This is a genomic window from Flavobacterium tibetense, from assembly GCF_003293845.1.
GTDB classification, from domain to species: domain Bacteria; phylum Bacteroidota; class Bacteroidia; order Flavobacteriales; family Flavobacteriaceae; genus Flavobacterium; species Flavobacterium tibetense.
Genome location: NZ_QLST01000011.1, coordinates 1 through 23,097, shown reverse-complemented (window position 1 = coordinate 23,097; position 23,097 = coordinate 1). Strand labels below are relative to the sequence as shown.

The following is a 23,097-nucleotide window of genomic DNA, read 5'->3' as shown; positions in this document are numbered from 1 at the left end:
AAATGTTAGATACTAAAGATTTTAATTTTCTTGAATCCCAAGCTAGCTTTGATTTTAAAGGATTTCTTTTAAGATTGGTAGGGTTTTGGAAATGGTTTGTTTTAAGTTTGGTGGTTACTTTTTTAATTGCATACAATGTAAATATCAGAAAAGAGAAAATTTATGGTATGCAATCTTCAATTGTAGTTAAAGAAGAGAACAATCCGTTTTTTACTTCTAATACGAGTTTGGTTTTTAATTGGGGTGGCGTTTCCGATAAGGTGCAAACTATGATTACCACTTTAAAATCGCGTTCGCACAATGAAGTTGTAGTAGATAAGTTAGAGTATTACATCCAATATTTACAAAAAGGAAAATATTACTACGAAGATGTTTATGGAATTGCACCATTTTACATCCAAATTGATAAAAATAAAGGGCAATTAGCAGGAACTCCAATAAAAATCAAATTCATTTCAGAAAGTAAATTTGAATTGTCTGTTGACTTTGCACAAAATCCTTCAAAGACACTTATTCATTATGTTGACAATTCTAGGAGTCAAGCTCCGATTGATAATGTTGCCTTTACCAAAATCTTCAAGATTGATGAAGAATTAAATTTACCCTTTCTTAATGGGACGATTCATCTTAAACCGGATGCTTATGGTTATGCTGGAAAAGAATACTACATAAGATTTGACGATTTTAATGGAACTGTTGGTCGTTACCGAGGTATAGATGTTTCTGCTGATATGAAAGCGCAATCAGTAGTTACGTTGCAAATTCAAGGAAATAACATTCACCGCCTAGTGGAATATTTGAATGAAACCGTAAACGTGTTGAGAAAAACGCAATTGGACAGAAAAAATCAATTTGCTACCAATACGATTCGCTTTATTGATAGTACATTAGCTCAAATGGAAGGGCAAATTAAGGATGCAGAAAGTGAACTAAAAGATTTTCGAAGAGGGAAAAATGTCTTCGAAATCGAAGGTGGCGGCGAAATGCTAACGCAAAAATTATCAGGTTACGATATTCAAAAGGACGAGTTAGATAGAAAACTAAAATATTTGAATAATCTTCGTTCCTACTTAGTTAAGAATTCTGATTTTTCAAGATTACCAGCGCCAACAGTTGCGGGAATTGACGAGCCAAATATTATTGCCAACGTTTCCAATTTAATCCAACTTTCTACCAAGAGAGATGAGTTGAGTTATTCTGTGAAAAGTACCAAAATGTTTTCAGAATTCGATGTGGAAATGGAAGCTATCAAAAATGTGCTTCTAGAAAATATTGAAAGTTATAAAACTTTCTTGCAAGTTGATATGAATCAAATCACTAGAAATATTGCAAGAGCAGAGGGAGAAGTAAGTCAATTGCCAGAAATTCAGCAAGATTATATCAAAATTGCTAGAAAATACGATTTAAAAGATAAAATTTACAATTCCTTTTTACAAAAACGAAGTGAAGCCGAAATTGTAAAAGCGGCAAATGTTTCCGACGTTGAATTTATTGATCCTGCAAAAGATGTTGGTGGTGGTTTACGCGGACCAAAAACAAGTATCAATTATATTTTAGCTGCATTATTAGGTTTTTTAATTCCGTTATTAATTGTTTTTGTTTTAACGTTGTTAGATAATAACATCAACTCTTCAGATGATATTTTGAAGTTAACCAAAATTCCATTGATTGGAGTAGTGGGTAAGAAAAACACAGAAAATAATTTATCAGTCTTCGAAAAACCAAAATCACCTTTAGCAGAATCTTTCCGAGCTATTCGTTCGTCTTTGCAATATTTATACAAAAAGACCAATATAACGGGAGCCAAAACAGTAATGTTAACATCATCTGTGAGCGGCGAAGGAAAAACGTTTAACTCAATCAACTTAGCAACTGTTTTTGCTTTAAGTGAGAAGAAAACGGTTTTAGTAGGATTGGATTTAAGAAAACCAAGAATTTTTGGCGATTTTAAAATTGATAATGTTACTGGAGTTGTAAATTATCTTATTGGACAAAAATCATTGGATGAAGTAATTCAACAAACCCATATTCCTTATTTAGATGTAATTTCTTCTGGTCCAATTCCTCCAAATCCATCCGAATTATTGATGGGAGAAAGCATGGAAGAAATGATTAACGAGTTGAAATTGCGTTATGATTATATAATCTTAGATACACCGCCAGTTGGTTTAGTTTCAGATGCTTTAGAATTAGCAAAATTCTGTGATGCAACATTGTATGTGACTCGACAAGGTTTTACCAAAAAAGGGATGTTATCTGTGATTAACGAAAAGCATAAAAGAGGAGAGTTACATAATATTAGTATCATTTTGAATGGTTACCAAAATCAATCTAGATATGGTTACGGCTACGGTTATGGCTACGGTTATGGCTATGGAGCTTATGGTGAAGGGTATCATGATGATGCAGTAGAAGTAAAAGGTTGGAGAAAGTATTTAAAAAAATGGAGAAAAAAATAAAAATTGTCGTAACTGGAGGAGCTGGGTTTATTGGCTCTAATCTTTGCGAACATTTTTTAGCAAAAGGGTTTGAGGTGGTTTGCTTGGATAATTTTTCAACAGGGCATCAGAAAAACATTGCTTCATTTTTGACTAATGAAAATTTTCAATTGATTGAAGGCGATATTAGAGATTTGGCTACTTGTGAAAATGCTGTGAGCGGGGCTGATTATATACTGCATCAAGCAGCTTTAGGAAGTGTGCCGCGTTCTATAAATGATCCTTTGACTACCAATGAAGTAAATATTGTTGGTTTTTTAAACATGTTGGTTGCCGCTAGAGATGCTAAAGTAAAGCGCTTTGTTTACGCAGCTAGCTCATCAACCTACGGTGATTCTGAGGTTTTGCCAAAAGTGGAGGATGTGATTGGAAAACCTTTATCGCCTTATGCAATTACTAAATATGTGAATGAGTTGTATGCTGAAGTATTTGGTAAAACGTATGGAATAGCAACAATTGGTTTGCGTTATTTTAATGTTTTTGGTAGAAGACAAGATCCTAATGGCGCTTATGCTGCCGTTATTCCAAAGTTTGTGATGCAGTTGATGCGTGGTGAAAGTCCCGTTATTAATGGTGATGGCAACTATTCGCGTGATTTTACTTATATTGAAAATGTAATTCAAATGAATGAGTTGGCTTTGTTTACTGAAAATCCAAAAGCATTGCATACCGTTTTTAATACGGCTGTGGGCGACCAAACCACATTAAACGAATTGGTACAGAATTTAAAAAAGTATTTAGCAAAATACGATGCTACTATTGCTACAATTCATCCTGTTTATGGGCCAAATAGAATAGGAGATATTCCTCATTCTTTGGCTAGTGTAAAAAAAGCAGAAGAATTATTAGGATACATTCCGTCTCATTCATTTGAGAAAGGGTTAGAGGAAGCAGTAGATTGGTATTGGAAAAATTTAAAATAAGTTATGATTAAAAACATTTGTTGTATAGGAGCAGGATATGTTGGAGGGCCAACAATGGCAGTTATTGCTCAAAAATGTCCGCATATTAAAGTTACAGTTGTCGATTTAAACGAGAAAAGAATTGCGGCTTGGAATGATAAAGATGTAAATAATATTCCCATTTACGAACCAGGATTAAGCGACGTAGTAGCAGAAGCGCGTGGTAGAAATTTATTTTTTTCTACTGAAGTTGACAAAGCTATCGATGAAGCTGATATGATTTTTATTTCGGTAAATACACCAACCAAAACATACGGAGTTGGTAAAGGAATGGCAGCCGATTTAAAATATATTGAATTATGTGCACGTCAAATTGCACGAGTAGCAAAAAACGATAAAATTGTAGTTGAAAAGTCGACTTTACCGGTGAGAACGGCTCAAGCGATTAAAGATATTTTAGATCACACTGGAAACGGAGTGAATTTCCAAATTTTATCCAATCCAGAATTTTTAGCTGAAGGAACTGCTATTGAAGATTTGTTTGCTCCAGATAGAGTTTTAATTGGAGGTGATACAACAACAGAAGGTCAAAAAGCTATTCAAGCTTTAGTTGATATTTATGCGAATTGGGTTCCAAAAGATAAAATTTTAACCACTAATGTTTGGTCTTCCGAATTGTCAAAATTAACAGCAAATGCCTTTTTAGCACAACGTGTTTCTTCTATAAACGCAATGAGTGAATTGTGTGAAAAAACAGGTGCTGATGTAAATGAAGTGGCTAGAGCTATTGGAATGGATAGTCGTATTGGGCCAAAATTTTTAAAAGCATCAGTAGGTTTTGGAGGTTCATGTTTTCAAAAAGATATTTTAAACTTGGTCTATATTGCAAAAACTTACGGCTTAAATGAAGTGGCTGATTATTGGGAACAAGTCATCATTATGAATGACCACCAAAAGCGTCGTTTTGCTAAAAATATCATCAGTACCTTATACAACACTGTTTCAGGCAAGAAAATTGCTTTTTTGGGTTGGGCGTTCAAAAAAGACACAAACGATACAAGAGAGTCAGCTGCTATTTATGTAGCAGATGATTTGTTAAGTGAACAAGCTAATATTGCGGTTTTTGATCCAAAAGTGGAAGAAAAGCAAGTGTATTTTGATTTGGATTATTTGGAAACGAGAAAGTCTGAAGCAAATAAATCAGGTTTAGTTGTTGTTGATAATCCTTACGAAGCATGTAAAAACGCACATGCTATTGCCGTTTTAACAGAATGGGATGAGTTTGCAACCTACGATTGGCAAAAAATTTATGATGGGATGTTAAAACCAGCTTTTGTTTTTGACGGTAGAAATTTATTAAATAAAGCAGCATTAGAAAAAATAGGTTTTGTTTATCAAGCTATTGGTTCATAATTAAGAGATAATGAGTATAAAAATTGCAATAATAGGTTTGGGTTATGTTGGGCTTCCATTAGCAAGATTGTTTGCAACAAAATACCCAGTTATTGGTTTTGATATTAACCAACAGCGAATCAATGAATTAAATCAAGGAACTGATGTTACGTTAGAAGTGGAAGAAGATTTACTAAAATCAGTTTTGGTTGATGCTTCTGTCAAGCTGAGCGGAGTCGAAACTGTTTCGGGGTTATATTGTTCCAATCAACTGGCTGATATAGCTGATTGCAATTATTATATTATTACGGTTCCAACACCAGTTGATAAACACAATAAACCCGATTTAACGCCTCTTTATAAAGCGAGTGAAACTGTTGGTAAAGTGTTGAAGAAAGGCGATATTGTCATTTACGAATCTACGGTTTATCCTGGAGCAACAGAAGAAGATTGTGTTCCTGTGTTGGAGCGCGTTTCGGAATTGCAATTTAACGTCGATTTCTTTGCAGGTTATTCTCCTGAGCGAATCAATCCGGGAGATAAAGAACACACAGTAGAAAAAATATTAAAAGTAACGGCAGGTTCTACACCTGAAATTGGACAAAAAGTAGATGCTTTATATAAAAGTATAATTACAGCAGGAACACATTTAGCTCCAACAATTAAAGTAGCAGAAGCTGCTAAAGTAATTGAAAATTCACAACGCGATATCAATATTGCTTTTGTAAATGAATTGGCTAAAATTTTCAATCTTCTAGATATCAACACGCATGATGTTTTAGCAGCGGCTGGGACTAAATGGAATTTTTTGCCTTTTAAACCGGGTTTAGTAGGCGGACATTGCATCGGAGTGGATCCGTATTATTTGGCTCAAAAAGCGTTAGAAGTTGGCTACCATCCAGAAATTATTTTGGCGGGTCGTCGCATGAATGATAGCATGGGTGAATATGTGGCTTCGGAAGTGGTTAAAACGATGATTCGTAAAAATATTAAAGTTAATGGAGCTCAAGTACTTATGTTAGGTTTTACATTTAAGGAAAATTGTCCTGATGTTAGAAATACTAAAATTGTAGATGTAGTAAAATCGCTTGAAGCATATAGTACCAAAGTTACTATTTATGATCCATGGGCAAATCCAGAAGAAGTAAAACATGAATATGGTTTAACGTGTCATGCTGAACTTGTATCAGAAGTTAAATATGATGCTGTTGTTTTAGGTGTATCTCATAAAGCATTTGCCAGTTTAGACATAACCGCGCTAACAAAGGAAACGAATGTGGTTTATGATGTGAAGGGATTTCTTACTGGGAAAGTAGACCGAAGGTTGTAAAAATCTAATTTTGGAAACCAAATCAAATAGTTTATTAAAAAACACGCTATTATACTCCATTGGGAATTTAGCCTCAAAAGGACTTAGTTTTGTTTTGGTTTTTTTTACTACATTTTATCTTTCCAGAGAAGATGTGGGTATTTTTGATTTGTTTTTAACAACACTAGGTTTATTAACCCCTTTAGTAACGTTACAATTAACTGATGCTGTTTTAAGATGGTTAATAGCGAATAATGACCTTGAAAATAAATCGAAGGTTTTAACAACGGCAAGTTTTATTTTACTGATTTCTGTATTTACTACTATTGTTGTAATTTTAATTTTTCAAAGTTTTTATTCCTTTGCATATTATAAAGAACTTCTGTTCTTACTAGGGTTTCAATCTTTTTTTTTACTATTTCAGCAATTTCAAAGAGCAATTGCAGATAATAAAGGATACGTTTTGTCTAGTGTTTTTTACACTTTTATATATGTATTTTTTGCCATTCTTTTTTTGGTTTTTTACGATAAGAAAATAGAAGGATTACTTTATTCTAATATTATTGCGGCTTTTTTTTCAACGGTATTTATTGTGTTTAGAAATAAAGTGTTTAGCTATATTCATAGTAAATATTATAGTTTCCAAGTAGCAAGAGAATTACTCTGTTATTCCATTCCTTTAGTGCCAAATAGTTTGTCTTGGTGGGCAATATCTTCCGCAAATCGCTATTTAATTGTTCTTTTTTTAGGAGTGGCTTCAAATGGTATTTTTGCCATTGCATTTAAGTTTCCTACTATTGTTTTGCTAATTGTAAATGTATTTTATTTGGCTTGGCAGGAAAAAGCAATTGAAAATTATAATAGAGAAGATAAAGATGATTATTATAGTGATGTTTTTAATAAGTATATAAAATATTTATTTGTAATTTCTGTTAACTTATTGTGTATTAACCAGTTGTTTTTAACCTATTTTGTTGATGTACTGTTTTATGATTCATGGCGCTACACCTCGGTTTTATTATTAGCTATCTTATTTAATGCATTGAGTGGTTTTTATGGAACTATTTATTTAGGTGCAAAAAAAACAAAAAGTATTTTTTTAAGTAGCCTAATAAGTGGGATAATTGTATTATTACTTTCGTATTTTCTTATCCCAGTTTTAGAATTGTTTGGAGCAGCAATAGCTATATTTTTTGGTTATTTTTTCTTATTTCTTTTCCGATTTTTTGAGACCAAAAAGTATATTAAAATAGTATTTCCATTTGCTACATTTTTTGTTTTATTCGGAATTTTCATGGTTTTATCTGTGATAATGTTTTTGGAGTTACCCTACGGAATTTTTTGGCTACCTTTAGTGTCACTAGTAATAAGTTGTTTTTTGTTACTATCAGAATTGCAATTGTTTTACAATAACTATTTGAAGAAATGGATGCGTTAAAAAAAATATTATTCATTCATCCCGATTTAAAAGGTGGAGGTGCTGAAAAAGTGCTAGTTGACTTATTAAATTCTTTGTCTGAAGAAAAGTATGATATCACCTTATTTACTATTTTTGAAGAAGGAGTTAACAGGAAAAAATTAAAACCTAGAATTAAGCAATTCAGTTGGTTTAAAAAAGTTTTCAGAGGCTATTCTGTTTTACAAAAATTCATCCCCCCTGTTTTATTAGCTAGATGGATTGCTAAAAAAGAGCAGTATGATATTATTGTTGCCTATCTTGAACATGTGCCAACGCGAATTGCATCTGCTTTTCCCTCGAACACAAAAAAAATTTCTTGGTTACATCTTAATGCAAGTCCAGAATTATTGTCTAGGACATTCAAGAATTATAAAGAAATGAAAAGTGCGTATCTAGTTTTTGATGCAATTATATGTGTTTCTTCTTTAGCCAAACAAGCTATTTTGAATGCTGTTCCTGAATTAGATGAAAATAAAGTTCAAGTAATTGAAAATACTTTTGATATTGGTTTGATAGAAGAAAGTGCTGGTAGAAATACTGATATAGTGTTTTCTAAAGATTTTTTTAACTTAGTTAGCATTGGTCGATTGGTTGAAATGAAAGGTTACGATCGATTGTTGCGTGTTGTTGTAAAGTTAAAGAATGAAGGATTGAATTTTAAAATGTATATTCTGGGAGATGGAATTCAAAGGAATAAATTACAGCAATTTATTGCTGAAAATCAGTTGCAAAATAATGTTGTTTTATTGGGCTTCCAAGAAAACCCTTATGCTATTTTAAAACAAGCTGATTTGTATGTGTGTTCCTCGTACAATGAAGGATACAACACCGCAATTATTGAGGCTTTATTGTTAGAGATACCTGTTTTAACTACAGATTGTTCTGGTATGAGTGAGATACTAGATGAAGGAAAATATGGAATAATAACAGAAAACTGTGAAGAGGATTTATTTGATAAACTTCTAGAAATATTAAGTTCTGAAGAAAAGCTCAAGCAATTAAAAATTAAGGCTATTGAAAGGAGAGATTTTTTTGTAAATTTAAATGCTACAGCTAAAGTAGAACATTTATTTGATACAATTTAATCATGAGCACGAAATTAATATCCATTATTTTGCCCGTTTACAATGTGGAAAATTACATTGAAAAGGCGGTTTTGAGTGTTCTAAAACAGACCTATGTAAATTTTGAATTGTTAATCATTAATGATGGAACCAAAGATAACAGCATTCAAAAGATTGAAAAATACGCTTCCGATTCCCGATTGAAAATCTTTCATAAAGAAAATGGGGGTTTGTCTGACGCTCGTAATTTTGGATTAGAAAGAGTACAAGGCGATTATGTGTATTTTATGGATAGCGATGATTGGATTGAACCTAATTTGTTGACTTTGTGTATTGATAAAATAGAGAAAGAAAATGCAAATGTTGTTGTTTTTGGCTATTTTTTAGACACCGAAGATAAAAATGGAAATCTTATTTCATCAAAACCCATTATTCATGAAAGTGAAGTAGTCAATCATGAAAATAGAAATGAATCAGTAACCAATAACACCATAGGATTGTTAGGTTATGCTTGGAATAAATTTTATGCTACTAATTTTTTAAAGCAACATACCATTAAGTTTGAAAAAGGAGTCTCTCTTGTTGAAGATATTTTGTTTAACGCATCTGTTTTTTCTTCAGTAAATAGCATTCATTTTATAAATAAACCGCTGTATCATTACGCAAACCGACCCATAACAACATTGATAAAAACATTTCATGCCAATTCATTTGACTTGTATTTGAAAAAAAATGAAAGTTTAAAAAAGTTATTTAAAAAGTGGGAAATTGATCATTATAACGAATTACTTGCTAGTAGTTTATTGTTAGGAATCCGATATTGTGCTAATAATTTGTTTGCATTTAAAAATGATTTAACCGAAAAACAAAAATACAATCATTTAAAAGCTATGATTGTACATCCCGAAACACAACGATTAATACCGTTTTACAAACCAAATAGTAAAATTGATTCTATTTATAAAACTATTATTTCACAAAAAAGAGCTTTACTTTTGTATTTGATTTTAAAAATCATCAAATAAATGTTTTTAAAGAAATACATTCCTTACCATTTTAAAATTAGAATACTTCTTTTTTTGCAAAAGTTTAAAAGCGTGAACTTTTTCTCGTCTCAAGGCCTAAAAAAAGAAGACTCCAAAGTTTTTATTTTTTTAGCGGCTAATTATAGCAATCTCGGCGATGTGGCTATTACTTATGCCCAAGAAAAATTTATTCAAAACACATTACCCAATCATAAAGTAGTTCTTATTCCAATAAATAAAACAATTGAAGGAATCATCTTTGTGAAATCTATTTTGAATGTATCAGATTGTATTACCATTGTTGGAGGTGGTAACTTCGGAGATTTGTACAATCAAATTGAAGCATTACGCCAGTTAGTTATTGCGTCTTTTCCAAACAATAAGATTATTTCTTTTCCACAAACTTTTGATTTTTCTAATTCTCCTAAAGGGAAAAAAAGTTTAGAAAAAGCAATTTCTGTGTATAGTGAACATTCTAACTTGAGTTTTTTTGTTAGAGAACAGCAATCGTTTGAATTAATGCAACGTCATTTTCCAAAAGTCGAAGTGTTTTTAACACCCGATATTGTGTTGAGTTTAGATCAATCGCAACCTCAAATGAAACGCAATGGCGTTACATTAAGTTTACGAGCAGATGATGAAAAATTATTAACTTCTGAGCAGAATGAATCGTTAATTAATTGGGCCAAACAAACTTTTTCTAATGTTTCATTTTATGATACTCATATTAATAAGGGGAATTTGTCTGAGCAACAATTAGACGAAGAATTAAATAACATTTGGAAGCAATACAAATCTTCAGAACTTGTAATTACAGATAGATTACACGGAATGATTTTTGCCTACATTACCAATACGCCTTGTTTGGTTTTTTTGAACAACAACCATAAAATTAGCGCTTCCTACGAATGGATTAAAGAGCAAGCACCAATACTTTTAATCAAGAATTTCGATTTAAAAAGTATAGGAGAAGCTTATGAAACCTTAAATTCATCAAATACAACTGCATATAAAGATTTGATGGAAAAATATTTACCTTTGAAACAACAGCTATTATCTTAAATGTTTGATTTCATACCAATAGAGCACTATACTTTTTTTTACTATCAAATTTTATTGGTTTTTTTGATAGGGATTTTGCTACACGCTATTATTCTGGAGATTGATGACATAAGAAACACAAGATTTTTAAAAGTTTTTGGTTATGTATCATTAGTGTTCGTATTGCTTTATATGGGGCTTAGACCGATTCATAGTGTCTTTGTTGATATGACCATGTATGCTTATTCCTTTGAGCGTTATGTAGATGGTAATCCGTTAGAAGTTACAGAGGATTTTGGGTTTTATTGGTTTTTAGAGTTTAGCGCCAAGGTAATGAGCGTAGGACAATTTTTCTTCGTTTGTTCTTTACTATATGTTGTGCCGTTATACCTTTTATGCGTTCGATGGTTTAAAGCGTATTGGTTTTATGCTTTTTTTGCATTCATAGTATCTTTTTCTTTTTGGGCATACGGAACTAACGGAATTAGAAACGGATTGGCAACCTCTTTGTTTTTACTTGCTTTATCTTTTAAAGACAAAAAAGTCGTTTTGTGGACTTTACTGCTTATTTCATTATTGTTACATAAAACAATGATATTACCCTTGTTTGCTTTTATAGTTTCTTCTATTTATAATAAATCACAAACGTATTTATTCCTATGGGGGTTTTCAATTGTAGTTTCCTTAGTTGTGGGGAACTTTTTTGTTGAATATTTAGAGGCATTAGGAGTGAATGATCGAAGATTTGAACAATATTTTACCGATGAAATTGATGAAGCAATTACCAAAACGGGTTTCCGTTGGGACTTTTTATTGTATAGTGCTACAGGGGTTTTTGCAGGCTGGTATTATATTTATAAAAAGAAGTTTTTAGATGCTACATATGAACAACTATTTAACATGTACCTGATTGCTAATGCGTTTTGGATTTTAGTTATTCGCGCTAACTTCACCAACCGTTTTGCTTATTTATCATGGTTCATGTTGGCACTAATAATTTTTTACCCAATACTTAAAGAACAACTTTTTAAGCAACACCATCGAATGGTTAGTTCCATATTATTGTTGTATTTCATGTTTACTTATATTTTTAACGTAATACTAGTAAAGTAAAATGAAATTAAGCGTCATCATACCGGTTTATAATGTTGAAGAGTATGTAATTCGTTGCATTAACTCCGTTATTCAAAATGATTTGGAATCGTCAGTTTATGAAATTATTATTGTGGATGATGCATCGCCTGATGATAGTGTTAAAATCATACAATCACATTTTCATGAGGTGGCTAATCTCAAAATTATATCCCAAAAAAACAAGGGACTTGGTGGTGCCAGAAATACGGGAATTTCACATGCAAAAGGCACTTTTTTACTTTTTTTAGATGCCGATGATTACTTGGTTCCCAATACTTTAAATCAAATTGTAAATCAAGCTATTGCTAACCAACTTGATGTTTTGGAATTTGGGGCTCAAGGCGTTTTAGAAAATGGAACTATTTGTTATACACTTTCTAATTCTTCCAATTCCTTAGTGCTTGATGGTATGGACTATTATCAAAAAGTTCGTTATGCCAATTCGGCTTGTAATAAATTGTATAAGACGGAATTTTTAAAAGAGAACCAACTTTTCTTTGAAGAGCAACTTTATATCGAAGATTTCGAATTCAATACCCGAGTTTTTCTTCATGCCAAGCGAATGTTAGCAGTGGAAACCATCGTTGGACAATTTTTGCAATCGCCTAATTCCATTACTCGAAATGTTAGTTTGTCCAAAAAAGAGAAAATGCAAAATGACATTGAACGCGTAATGGTTATTACCAATAAAATGTACTTGAAATCTTCGAATCAGCACGCTTTTTTCAAAGAGCGTTTGGGCTTTTTAACCGCGACTTTAATCGTTCAAATGATTAAGAACCACTCAGATTATAAAACCATTCATTCAAAAATAGAAGATTTAAAAACCAAAAAGTTATTTTTTGTCAATCATCTACTGTTTGATCGTTCTAAAAATCTATTTCGAATCATATTTTTGCAGCAACTCGTACTATTAAAAATAGTTTTACCTTTATATCAATTTTTGAAGAACAAGTGTTAATGAAAAAAATCTGTTTTGTAGTTTCGGCACCTATTACTGCCCAAGCATTTTTATTGAAACATTTTGAATACCTTTCAAAAGAGTTTGATATTACTTTGGTAGCTAATTTTGAAACACAGGCTGATTTTGAAATTCCATTTGTAAAAAATACCAAACATATTGCAATTCAAAGAAGCATTCATCCAATTAAAGATTTATTGGCTTTGATTCAGTTGTTTTTCTTCTTCAGAAAAGAGTCGTTTCATGTGGTTCATTCTGTTACGCCAAAAGCGGGTTTGTTAGCTATGACTGCTGCTTGGTTGTCTAGAATTCCAATTCGAATTCATATTTTTACCGGACAAGTTTGGCATACGCAACTAGGTTTTAAAAAGCAATTTTTAAAGTTTTTAGATCGATTATTAGTTTTTTTTACGACTCATGTTTTGGTCGATGGTCAGTCGCAACGTCAATTTTTAATTGCCAATAAAATTATCACCGATAAAAATTCTAAAGTTTTAGGAAAAGGTTCCATAAGTGGAGTAGATGTGCAAAAGTTCAATCCTTCTTCAGCAATTAGAAATTTGTATCGTGCTCAACTGAACTTCCAACATAATGATATTGTATTTGCTTTTCTTGGGAGAATGAATACCGATAAAGGTATTTTGGATTTAGCCAAAGCATTCCAGATGTTAAGTGCTGATTTTCCGAATGTGAAATTGCTTTTAATCGGATTTGATGAAGAACATATGCAAGAGCAAATTCGTAAAACTCAAATTGATAATATCATTTACTTTGGACCCACTCCAAAACCACAGGAAGTTTTACAAGCCGCTGATGTGTTTTGCTTACCAAGTTATAGAGAAGGTTTCGGAACCAGCGTAATAGAAGCTTCTTTATTAGAGTTACCCATAATTTGCAGCGATACATATGGTTTAACAGAAACCATTATTGAAAATACAACAGGATTACGTCATGAAGTTAAAAACGTAAACCAACTTTACAATCAAATGCGACTTTTAACCGAAGACGCTACAACAAGAAGCTATTTAGGAAAGAACGGAAGACAATATGTATTAGATCATTTTTCAGCTGATGAAATTTCATTACATTGGCTCAAATTTTATAAGACCATTTTAAATAATGTATAAAAAAAGCATCAAACCTATATTAGATTTTGTTCTGGCATTAGTTGGGCTTATTGTGTTGTCCCCACTTTTTTTATGCATTACTCTTTTATTGTTCTGTGCTAATCAAGGCAAGCCCTTTTTTATACAAAAGCGTCCAGGTTTTCATGCTAAAATTTTTAGCATCATTAAGTTCAAAACGATGAACGATAAAAAAGATAGTAAAGGGAATTTGTTGTCAGATGCTGAGCGCTTAACAGCTGTTGGTAAATTCGTTAGAAAAACATCTTTAGATGAAATTCCACAGTTGCTCAATGTTTTAAAAGGCGACATGAGTTTAGTGGGGCCTCGTCCTTTATTAACGCAATACATGCATTTGTATTCACCTTACCAAAACCGACGTCATGAAGTAAAACCTGGGATTACTGGTTGGGCTCAGGTCAATGGTCGAAATGCTATAGATTGGGAAACCAAGTTTGAGTTGGACGTGTTTTACGTTGAAAACATCTCTTTTTTGTTGGATGTTAAAATTTTATTGAAAACCATAAAAAAGATTTTAGTTAAAGAAGGAATTAATGCTCAAAATGCAGCAACAATTGAGCCTTTTAGTGGAACTACTTCCGTATATTTATATGGTGCCGGTGGCCACGGGAAAGTAGTTTTAGATGTGCTTTTGGCAGAAAATAAATATGTGGTTAAAGGAATTTTAGATGACGCACCCAAATCGGATTCGATGTTTGCTATTCCAATAAAGGAAAATTTCAACAAGCAAAAATTACAAGCAAAAAATTGCATTGTTGCTATTGGAGATAATCAGATTAGAAAAAATATAGTTTCTTCATTAAATACCAATTTTGTTATGACCATTCATCCTAGTGCTGTAGTATCCAAATTTGCAAAAATAGGCGTTGGAACTCAAATTATGGCAGCAGTTGTAGTTAATCCTGATGTAATAATTGGTGATCATTGTATTATTAATACAGGAGCAATCGTAGAACATGATTGCAAGTTAGGTGATTATGTACATCTAGCACCCAATGCTTGTTTGGGAGGAAATGTAACGATTGGGGAAAACACTTTAATAGGAATTGGTGCCTCGGTTATCCCAAATGTTGTTATTGGAAAAAATGTAAGTGTAGGCGCTGGAGCTGTAGTTTTGGAGGATATCCCAGATTATGCAGTGGTTGTAGGAGTACCTGCCAAAATCATAAAATTTCAAGATGTTAAGTAGTATGAAAGAAAAAATTTGGCTCTCTTCGCCTCACATGGGAGGAAACGAGCAACATTACATAAATGAAGCATTTGAGACCAATTGGGTAGCACCATTAGGACCAAATGTTGTTGGTTTTGAAGCAGACTTAGCCCATTTTTTGGATAATGATGTGCATGTTGCCGCCTTAAGTTCAGGAACAGCTGCTTTGCATTTGGGATTAATTTTACTAGGTGTTCGACCTGGTGATGCTGTAATTTGTCAGACTTTTACTTTTTCAGCAAGTGCAAATCCAATAGCTTATTTGGGGGCAACTCCGATTTTTATTGATAGTGAAAGTGAAACTTGGAATATGTGTCCTCAAGCACTTGAAGAAGCTATAAAAGATCAAATGGTTTTAGGGAATAAACCTAAAGCTATACTGGTAGTGCATTTGTATGGTATGCCAGCAAAAATGGACGAAATTCTAACAGTTGCTAATCGTTATGAAATTCCGATTTTAGAAGATAGCGCGGAAGCTTTGGGTAGTTCGTATAAAGGACAAATGTGTGGTACTTTTGGTACGATGTCTGCCTTGTCTTTTAACGGAAATAAAATTATAACGACTTCTGGTGGCGGTGCTTTGGTAACAAAATCGGAAAGTATAAAAGACAGAGCCATATTTTTAGCTACACAAGCAAGGGATGATGCACCTCATTACCAACACAGTGAAATAGGGTACAATTACAGATTGAGTAATATTGCTGCCGGAATTGGTCGCGGGCAAATGGAAGTGCTATCAGAGCGAGTTGATGCAAGAAGGAAAATACATTCTTGGTACCAAACTATTTTTTCATCTATTTCAGAAGTTCAAGTTTTTACAGCGCCTAATGCTAGTTTTTATTCCAATTATTGGCTTACAACAATACTATTATCCTCTTTTGAACAGCGTGAATCTTTGCGTTTGGCATTGGAATCAGCTTGTATTGAATCGCGTCCGTTGTGGAAACCTATGCATTTGCAACCTGTCTTTGAATCTTCACCCTATTACGGCAAAACAGTTGCAGCAGACTTGTTTCAAGTAGGTTTGTGCTTGCCTTCAGGTTCTAATCTTACGGAAATTGAGAAAAACAGAATTGAGGAAGTACTTGTTTCATTTTTTAAATAATTACTTTTTAGTTAATAGGTGCTGAGTTTTGTATTAGATGTACTATTTTTGTTAGCCCAAATAATCTAAAAATACGTGTCAAAATTTAGTATTAATAACTTATACCACTCTTTATTTAAGGGGTTTTCCGAAAATAGATTTTCTAATCTCGGTTACTTGCCGCGTTGGATTATCGTATGTATCGATGTTGGTTTTTTGTTTTTAGCTAGTTATTTTACTTATCTAATTGTCACAAGCTTAACGTTACGCTATTACGATACGTATTCCGTATCAATACGATATGCCATTATTGTTTTTGCTAATGTATTCTGTTTCATAGTTTACAGAACCTATGCAGGGATTATTCGTCATTCTAGTTTTATTGATGCGCTTAAATTATTTTCCTCTACATTTTCTGCATTTGTAATTTTGGTTGTTCTTAATTATTTGCATTTCTTCATTACGGGGAATAAAATTTACCTTTTTCCAGCCCTTGTTATTCATTTTGTTATTTCATTTATCTTGCTTTTTTTGTTTCGTTTAGTAGTTAAGTTTTTATTTGAAAAATATTTGACGGGAATTACAGCAACTAACCTAACTAAAGTGCTTATTTATGGCGCAGATGCTAATGCAGTAGCGCTGGCCAATGCCATTACTTTAGAGCAACCTAAAAAGTACCAATTAATGGGTTTTATTGGAGATAAAAATTCAAGATTTGAGAAAGAAATGTTGGGAGTTCCCATTTTGAATAAGAAAAAGAGCATGGCAACTATTTTGGAATCTGTTGATGCAAAAGCTATTATTCTTGCGGACAAAAGTATATCCAAAGAAGATAAAATAAAATTAGTAGAGTCTTGTTTAGAACTTAATTGCAAAGTATTAACCGCTCCCGTGATAAAAGATTGGGAAGACCAAAAAGACATCTCCAAGACGATTAAAACTTTTGATATTCAAGATTTGTTGGAACGCCAACCGATTGTTTTAGATAACCAACAAATTGGAATACAAGTTAAGGATAAAACAATTTTAGTTACTGGTGCTGCGGGTTCTATAGGTTCGGAGATTGTATACCAACTTTTAGCTTATCACCCTAAAAAAGTGCTATTATTAGATCAAGCAGAAACTCCTTTGCATCATTTGTTTTTGGAACTTACGAAATTACAATTGCCAATTGAGATAGTGCCTCTAATTGCAGATATTAAGGACCAAAAAATAGTACAATTTATTTTTGAAACACATAAGCCCCAGTTGGTATATCATGCAGCGGCATATAAACACGTGCCTCTTATGGAGGAAAATCCGTACCAGGCGATTATGACCAATTGCATCGGCACTAAAAATTTAGCAGATACGGCGATTCTTCATCATGCTGAGCGCTTCGTTATGGTTTCAACGGATAAGGCCGTTAATCCAAGTAATGTGATGGGTGCTAGTAAACGTATTGCAGAAGTGTATGTGCAATCTTTGTATTTAGACTTTTTTCAAAGAGAGCAAATGGTAACTAAGTTTATTACCACTCGTTTTGGAAATGTTTTGGGTTCAAATGGCTCTGTTGTTCCTTTATTTACCAAACAAATTGAAGCAGGTGGTCCTGTTACCATTACTCATCCTGATATTATTCGCTATTTTATGACCATTCCAGAAGCATGCCAATTGGTATTAGAAGCTGGCGCAATGGGTAACGGAGGCGAAATCTATATTTTTGATATGGGAAAACCGGTTCGTATTATTGATTTAGCTACTAAAATGATTCGATTAGCTGGGTTAGTTCCCGAAAAAGATATTCCTATTGCCATAACGGGTTTACGTCCCGGAGAAAAGCTTTATGAGGAATTACTACATGATTCTTCGAAATCTTTAGTTACGCATCATGAAAAAATTTTAATCGCTAAAGAATTGAGTTCTTTTGATTACCCAACATTTAATCAATTAATGGATACGCTACAAACGACCGCAAATGAGTTGGAATTCGAGGAAGCTGTACGTGTCATGAAAAAAATGGTACCTGAGTTTAAAAGTCAGAATTCCATTTATGAAGAATTAGATAGCTAAAATTTAGTAATCCATTAGTTAAAAAAATAAAAGTTCTCTATTTTTACCAACATAAAACAAGAATTTGATTTACATTAAAGGCTATATGATACAATATATAAAATTTCTATTTTTGATAACAGCAGTTTCCCTTTTATTGGTTTCTTGTGTTGCCAAAGAAAATATAGTTTATCTACAACAGCATACTTCTAGTGCTACTGCTCGTTCATATGAACCTGTTTTACAAGCCGATGATGTATTGTTTATTTTGGTTTCTTCTGAGAATCCAGAAATTGCGGCTCCTTATAATTTAAGAAGTGTGACTTTGCAAACAGAAAGTGAGGAACAGGTAATCCAACAACGCCAGCAAACTTATCTTATTGATAAGCATGGCAATATAGAATTTCCAATTTTAGGTACTATTGCATTGGCTGGATTGAATAAAACAGAAGCGGTGTATAAAATGAAAACCCTTTTACAAGAACATGTTAAGGATGCTGTAGTTACTATTAGATTACTCAATTTTAAAGTGTCTGTTTTAGGAGAAGTTACAAAGCCAGGTAGTTATACTGTTAAAAGTGAGCGTATTACAATATTGGAGGCTTTGAGTTTAGCAGGAGATATGACCATTTATGGTAAACGAGACAACATTATGTTAGTGAGAGAAGTCAATGGGGTTACTACCATAAACAGAATTGATTTAACTCAAGGAGATTTTATGAATTCCCCTTATTATTATTTGTCACAAAATGATGTGCTTTATGTGGAGCCTAATAAAACCAAAATAAACGCTTCTGCAGTTGGCCCTAACTTGACCTTGGCTATTTCTGCATTATCACTAATTGTAACTATCATTGCATTAACCGTTAAATAAGCATGCAAAAAAGAGATTCGCATATTGTAGCTTCAAATAATTTTAATTTGAAAGAAGAAATTGAAAATTATGTCTTGCATTGGAAATGGTTTGCATTAGGAATCCTAGTGTTTTTAAGTATTGCTTATGTTTATTTGCGTTACTCCATTCCTCAATATAAAGCTACAGCAACTATTTTAGTAAAAGATGATAGAAAAGGAGGTTTAGCTTCTGAATTGTCTGCTTTTTCTGATTTGGGATTATTATCCAATGTCAAGAGCAATGTCGATAACGAAATAGAAGTAATCAAATCGCGAACCTTAATTGCGTCTACTATTAGCGATCTTACTTTGAATGTCTCTTATTTTAATTTGGGAAGAGTAAAATCGGAAGAATTATACAAAGGAAGTCCAATAAAAATTTTCTTTTCTAAAACTACACCCGCATTTCAAAATAGTTTTCAAAGTTTTAAAATTAGTTCAACTGCTATAGAACGATTTGATTTTTACGATGCTTCAGGAACTAAAATAGGAAATTTTGCCTATGGAAGCCCTTTTCAGCACCAAGAGCTTGAGTTGTTAGTAATGAAAGATGCTACATCCAATTTCCAAGGAGATTTTAGTATATTGGTAAATGTATATCCAATAGCGAATTTGGTAGAAAGTTTCAAATCTAGATTAACAGTTTCATCATTTGGAAAGAATACTAGCGTAATAGAATTATCTTTGATAGATCCTGTTCGAGCAAAAGCGGAAGATTTCTTAAATACATTGGTTGCCAATTACAATGAGGATGCTGTAGCAGATAAAAAGTATATTGCAGAAAACACCTCCAAGTTTATTGAACAACGACTTGTTTTAATCACAGAAGAACTTAAAGGCGTTGAAGAAGATGTGGAGTCATTTAAAAAACAAAATCAGGTAACCGATATTGTTTCAGAAGCCGGACTTTTTTTAGAAAATGCCAATGAATTTGATAAGAAAGAATTAGAAGTTATCACACAAATCAAAGTAGTTGAGTCTATTATGGATTATGTGAAGAATGATAATACCGCTAATTTAATTCCTGCTAATGTTTTACCATCAGAAGAAGGTGCTTCGCAATTAATTGCCCAATACAATCAGCTAGTTTTAGAAAAAAACAAGTTGTTGAAAACTGCTGGCGAAAAGAATAGCGTTGTAATTGCTTTAGATGCTAAAATCAATTCGTTAAAAAATACCATAGCAGCAAGTTTAAATCAATTACAAAGTAATTTGCAAATCAAGAAACGTGATGTTACCCGACAAAAAGCTGTTTTAGGAGGTAAAATTTCTCAGATTCCTACCCAAGAAAAATTGTTTCGCGATATTGATAGAAAACAAACCATTAAAGAAGCGTTGTACTTGTATTTGTTGCAAAAAAGAGAAGAAACAGAAATTTCTCTAGCTGTAACAGCACCTAATGCTAAAGTTATCGATACGGCCATTGCTTCTAAGAATCCAGTAGCTCCTAATCGTAAATTGATTTATTTAGGAAGTTTATTAGTAGGACTTTTATTGCCTTTTTCTGTTTTGTACGTGCGTCGTTTGTTAGATACTAAAGTGAAGTCTAGATTAGACATTGAAGCGGGTACTACGATTCCATTTTTGGGTGATGTCCCGAAATCTGAAAATAAAGACGAAATTATTGCTGTAAATAGTAGAACTAATGCAGCAGAAGCACTCAGAATTGTTCGTACTAATTTAGAATTTATGCTTCAAAAAGTGCCCGATGGCCAAGCAAAGACTATTTTTTTAACATCCACATTTCCCAAAGAAGGAAAAACATTTATATCGGTTAATCTAGCCGCCACAATTGCTTTATCCGATAAGAAAGTAATTTTAGTTGGCATGGATATTAGAAATCCTAAATTAGAAGAGTATTTAGATGTTCCAAAAAATGGTTTAACGAATTATTTAGCTTCTTCCGCAGTTGATTTGGATGCATTTATTAGTAAAGTTCCTGGTTACTCTAACTTATATGTATTACCTGCTGGAATTATTCCGCCCAACCCTGCTGAATTATTAATGGGAAAAAAAGTTGGCGATTTGTTTGAAAAATTAAAGCAAGAGTTCGATTATATCATCGTAGATACGGCACCTGTGAGTTTAGTTACGGATACTTTATTGATATCGAAATTTGCAGATGCTTTTGTATATGTCGTGAGAGCCAACTTCTTAGACAAACGAATGCTGTCATTACCGGAAAAGTTATACCAAGAAAAGAAATTACCAAATATGTCAATCCTAGTCAACGATACCGATTCTGCAAAAGGCTACGGCTACGGTTACGGCTATGGTGTTGTGGTTGAAAAAAAATCATTTTGGGAACGTATTTTTAGATAGTTTTTCGTTTCATATTTATGGTTTATAGTTTGTAGTTGATTTTTGAAGTTGTACTTGTTCTTGAAAAGTTATAGTACAAAGTTTTACACAAAGTCTCACAAAGTTTTACATAGAACTACACAGAGTTTTTTAAATTGGATTGTGTTGAGAAAGTTGCGCAGAGTCCGAAGCTTCGCACGTTTCACTTTGTTAGATTGAGAGACGTGGAGAAGGAGAGACTGGGCGATTGGGAGCGTTTAACCATCGTTTTGTCATTCCGCTAGGAATCTCTTGTACAACCGAATATTTTATTAACACTTATACAACTTTTTTCTTTTATGCTCTTTGTGAATTCTTTGTGGCCTTTGTGGTAAAATTTGAACGCAGATATTCACGGATTTTATCTGAGACTGAAAACTGAGACTGAAAACTAATTTTTGATTTTTTGTCCCGAAGCTTCGAGGTTGTATTTGACCTTGAAAGAATTCACAATATTCTACTTAAAAAACGCATTTCTCTTCATAACTTCCGTAATTTTATCCCCATTATTATAAACTATTTTACTGTGAAAAGCTTTGATATGTTTTTTATGGTGAATATCCGAACCTACAAAATCATACAAGTTGTTTTTTAGTAAATAATCAGCAGTTTTGGCAACTTCTTTTCCATAATATCCCACAGTTGACAATAGATTCAATTGGAATAAACATCCGGCTTTTTTTAGTTTTTGATATTCTTTTTTGTTTGAATGAAAATAAGAGTAACGTTCGGGGTGTGCTAAAACTACTTGATAACCATAAAGTTGTAACTGAAATAAAAAATCATATAACTGAAAAGGCGCATTCAAATACGATAATTCGACCAATACAAAATTACCCTTCAATGTAAGCAATGTCTTCTCTTTTGCTTTTGCAATTACCGATTCGTCTAATAAATATTCAGAAGCAGCCTTAATTTCAAAAGGCAACGCTAGTGATGTTTCTACTTTATTATGTGCAGCTGAAATGGTTTCTGGTGTATTGTCCCAAACATTATTCATGGTGTGTGGAGTGGTGATACATTTAGTAAAACCCAATTGTTTCATTTCTTCTAAAAGGAACTGAGTGTCATCTAAAGTTTTAGCACCATCATCTATTCCTGGCAGAATGTGAGAATGGATGTCTACATAGTTTGCAGGCAGTAATTCGACTAATTTAGGTTTAGATTTGAAAAGAGATAACATTATGAACTGTTTAGTGCAAAGATAAGATTTTTTTGCCTTGAGAAAGGTTGTTTGAAAAGGAAAAACTGTTATTTTTTGTAGGTGTTTTTTAGTTTATTTTTCATTCTTAATTGATGTCTCATGCATACACCATTCATACCTTATCTATACTTCTAGCATACACTCGGCATACATTATTGATACACTCGAGATACACTCGGCATACACTTACTTCGTTGTATTAATTATCCTTTTTTACCATAAATTAACTAAGAGTTAGGCTATTTTTCAAATTTTTTGGAATACGGATTGAATTGAGAAGGGAAAAGTAAAAAGTAAAAATATTTTTTAAATTGTTGTAATTTCTTCAATCAGTGTTCCTAAAATAGTTAAATTGGAATTGGATTGACACGATTGTCACCCTGAGCGTTTGCCTGTTCCGACTT

General features: G+C 32.7%; 17 protein-coding genes and 1 pseudogene. 17 read left to right on the top strand and 1 reads right to left on the bottom strand.

The window, feature by feature from the left end:
* Nucleotides 1-2 precede the first annotated feature (2 nt).
* From DPN68_RS09355 to DPN68_RS09280, 17 genes and pseudogenes are all read left to right on the top strand, one after another.
* Nucleotides 3-2,459, top strand: coding sequence for a polysaccharide biosynthesis tyrosine autokinase (locus DPN68_RS09355; RefSeq protein WP_113989395.1), 2,457 nt, complete (start codon nt 3-5; stop codon nt 2,457-2,459).
* Nucleotides 2,444-3,421: an SDR family oxidoreductase gene (locus DPN68_RS09350; protein ID WP_113989394.1), complete on the top strand. Its 978-nt coding sequence runs from the start codon at nt 2,444-2,446 to the stop codon at nt 3,419-3,421. The genes DPN68_RS09355 and DPN68_RS09350 overlap by 16 nt, the downstream gene beginning before the upstream one ends.
* A 3-nt stretch (nt 3,422-3,424) precedes the next feature.
* Nucleotides 3,425-4,813, top strand: a complete 1,389-nt coding sequence (locus DPN68_RS09345; protein ID WP_113989393.1) for a UDP-glucose 6-dehydrogenase — start codon at nt 3,425-3,427, stop codon at nt 4,811-4,813.
* A 10-nt stretch (nt 4,814-4,823) separates the two neighbouring features.
* Nucleotides 4,824-6,122 carry a nucleotide sugar dehydrogenase gene (locus DPN68_RS09340; RefSeq protein WP_113989392.1) on the top strand — a complete coding sequence of 433 codons (1,299 nt, stop codon included), beginning with the start codon at nt 4,824-4,826 and terminating at the stop codon, nt 6,120-6,122.
* A 10-nt stretch (nt 6,123-6,132) separates the two neighbouring features.
* Nucleotides 6,133-7,539 carry an oligosaccharide flippase family protein gene (locus tag DPN68_RS09335; protein WP_113989391.1) on the top strand — a complete coding sequence of 469 codons (1,407 nt, stop codon included), beginning with the start codon at nt 6,133-6,135 and terminating at the stop codon, nt 7,537-7,539.
* Nucleotides 7,527-8,645 carry a glycosyltransferase gene (locus DPN68_RS09330; protein ID WP_113989390.1) on the top strand — a complete coding sequence of 373 codons (1,119 nt, stop codon included), beginning with the start codon at nt 7,527-7,529 and terminating at the stop codon, nt 8,643-8,645. Before DPN68_RS09335 ends, DPN68_RS09330 begins: the two co-directional genes overlap by 13 nt.
* Nucleotides 8,646-8,647: 2 nt before the next feature.
* The gene (locus DPN68_RS09325; protein ID WP_113989389.1) at nt 8,648-9,649 is read left to right on the top strand and encodes a glycosyltransferase family 2 protein; all 1,002 of its coding nucleotides are present in this window, start codon (nt 8,648-8,650) and stop codon (nt 9,647-9,649) included.
* 72 nt (nt 9,650-9,721) lie between these two features.
* On the top strand, nt 9,722-10,711 hold the full coding sequence (locus DPN68_RS09320; RefSeq protein ID WP_162298410.1) for a polysaccharide pyruvyl transferase family protein: 990 nt from the start codon (nt 9,722-9,724) through the stop codon (nt 10,709-10,711).
* On the top strand, nt 10,712-11,803 hold the full coding sequence (locus DPN68_RS09315) for an EpsG family protein (protein WP_113989387.1): 1,092 nt from the start codon (nt 10,712-10,714) through the stop codon (nt 11,801-11,803).
* A 1-nt stretch (nt 11,804) separates the two neighbouring features.
* Nucleotides 11,805-12,785, top strand: a complete 981-nt coding sequence (locus tag DPN68_RS09310) for a glycosyltransferase family 2 protein (protein ID WP_113989386.1) — start codon at nt 11,805-11,807, stop codon at nt 12,783-12,785.
* Nucleotides 12,785-13,912: a glycosyltransferase family 4 protein gene (locus tag DPN68_RS09305; protein WP_113989385.1), complete on the top strand. Its 1,128-nt coding sequence runs from the start codon at nt 12,785-12,787 to the stop codon at nt 13,910-13,912. Before DPN68_RS09310 ends, DPN68_RS09305 begins: the two co-directional genes overlap by 1 nt.
* A pseudogene (locus DPN68_RS13310) lies at nt 13,905-14,501 on the top strand (sugar transferase); the annotation flags it as partial. The gene DPN68_RS09305 and the pseudogene DPN68_RS13310, both read left to right, overlap by 8 nt.
* Entirely contained in the window at nt 14,484-15,119 is a 636-nt protein-coding gene (locus tag DPN68_RS09300; RefSeq protein WP_262510107.1) for an acetyltransferase, read from the top strand. The pseudogene DPN68_RS13310 and the gene DPN68_RS09300, both read left to right, overlap by 18 nt.
* Nucleotide 15,120: 1 nt before the next feature.
* Nucleotides 15,121-16,245 carry a DegT/DnrJ/EryC1/StrS family aminotransferase gene (locus DPN68_RS09295; protein WP_113989490.1) on the top strand — a complete coding sequence of 375 codons (1,125 nt, stop codon included), beginning with the start codon at nt 15,121-15,123 and terminating at the stop codon, nt 16,243-16,245.
* A gap of 156 nt (nt 16,246-16,401) precedes the next feature.
* Entirely contained in the window at nt 16,402-18,276 is a 1,875-nt protein-coding gene (locus DPN68_RS09290) for a polysaccharide biosynthesis protein (RefSeq protein ID WP_239987072.1), read from the top strand.
* A gap of 112 nt (nt 18,277-18,388) precedes the next feature.
* Complete coding sequence (locus DPN68_RS09285) at nt 18,389-19,129, top strand: polysaccharide biosynthesis/export family protein (protein WP_239987069.1); 741 nt, start codon at nt 18,389-18,391, stop codon at nt 19,127-19,129.
* 2 nt (nt 19,130-19,131) lie between these two features.
* On the top strand, nt 19,132-21,471 hold the full coding sequence (locus tag DPN68_RS09280; RefSeq protein WP_113989382.1) for a GumC family protein: 2,340 nt from the start codon (nt 19,132-19,134) through the stop codon (nt 21,469-21,471).
* A gap of 475 nt (nt 21,472-21,946) precedes the next feature.
* On the opposite strand, the gene DPN68_RS09275 is transcribed toward DPN68_RS09280, so the two are convergent.
* Nucleotides 21,947-22,672, bottom strand: a complete 726-nt coding sequence (locus DPN68_RS09275) for a tyrosine-protein phosphatase (RefSeq protein WP_113989381.1) — start codon at nt 22,670-22,672, stop codon at nt 21,947-21,949.
* Nucleotides 22,673-23,097 lie beyond the last annotated feature (425 nt).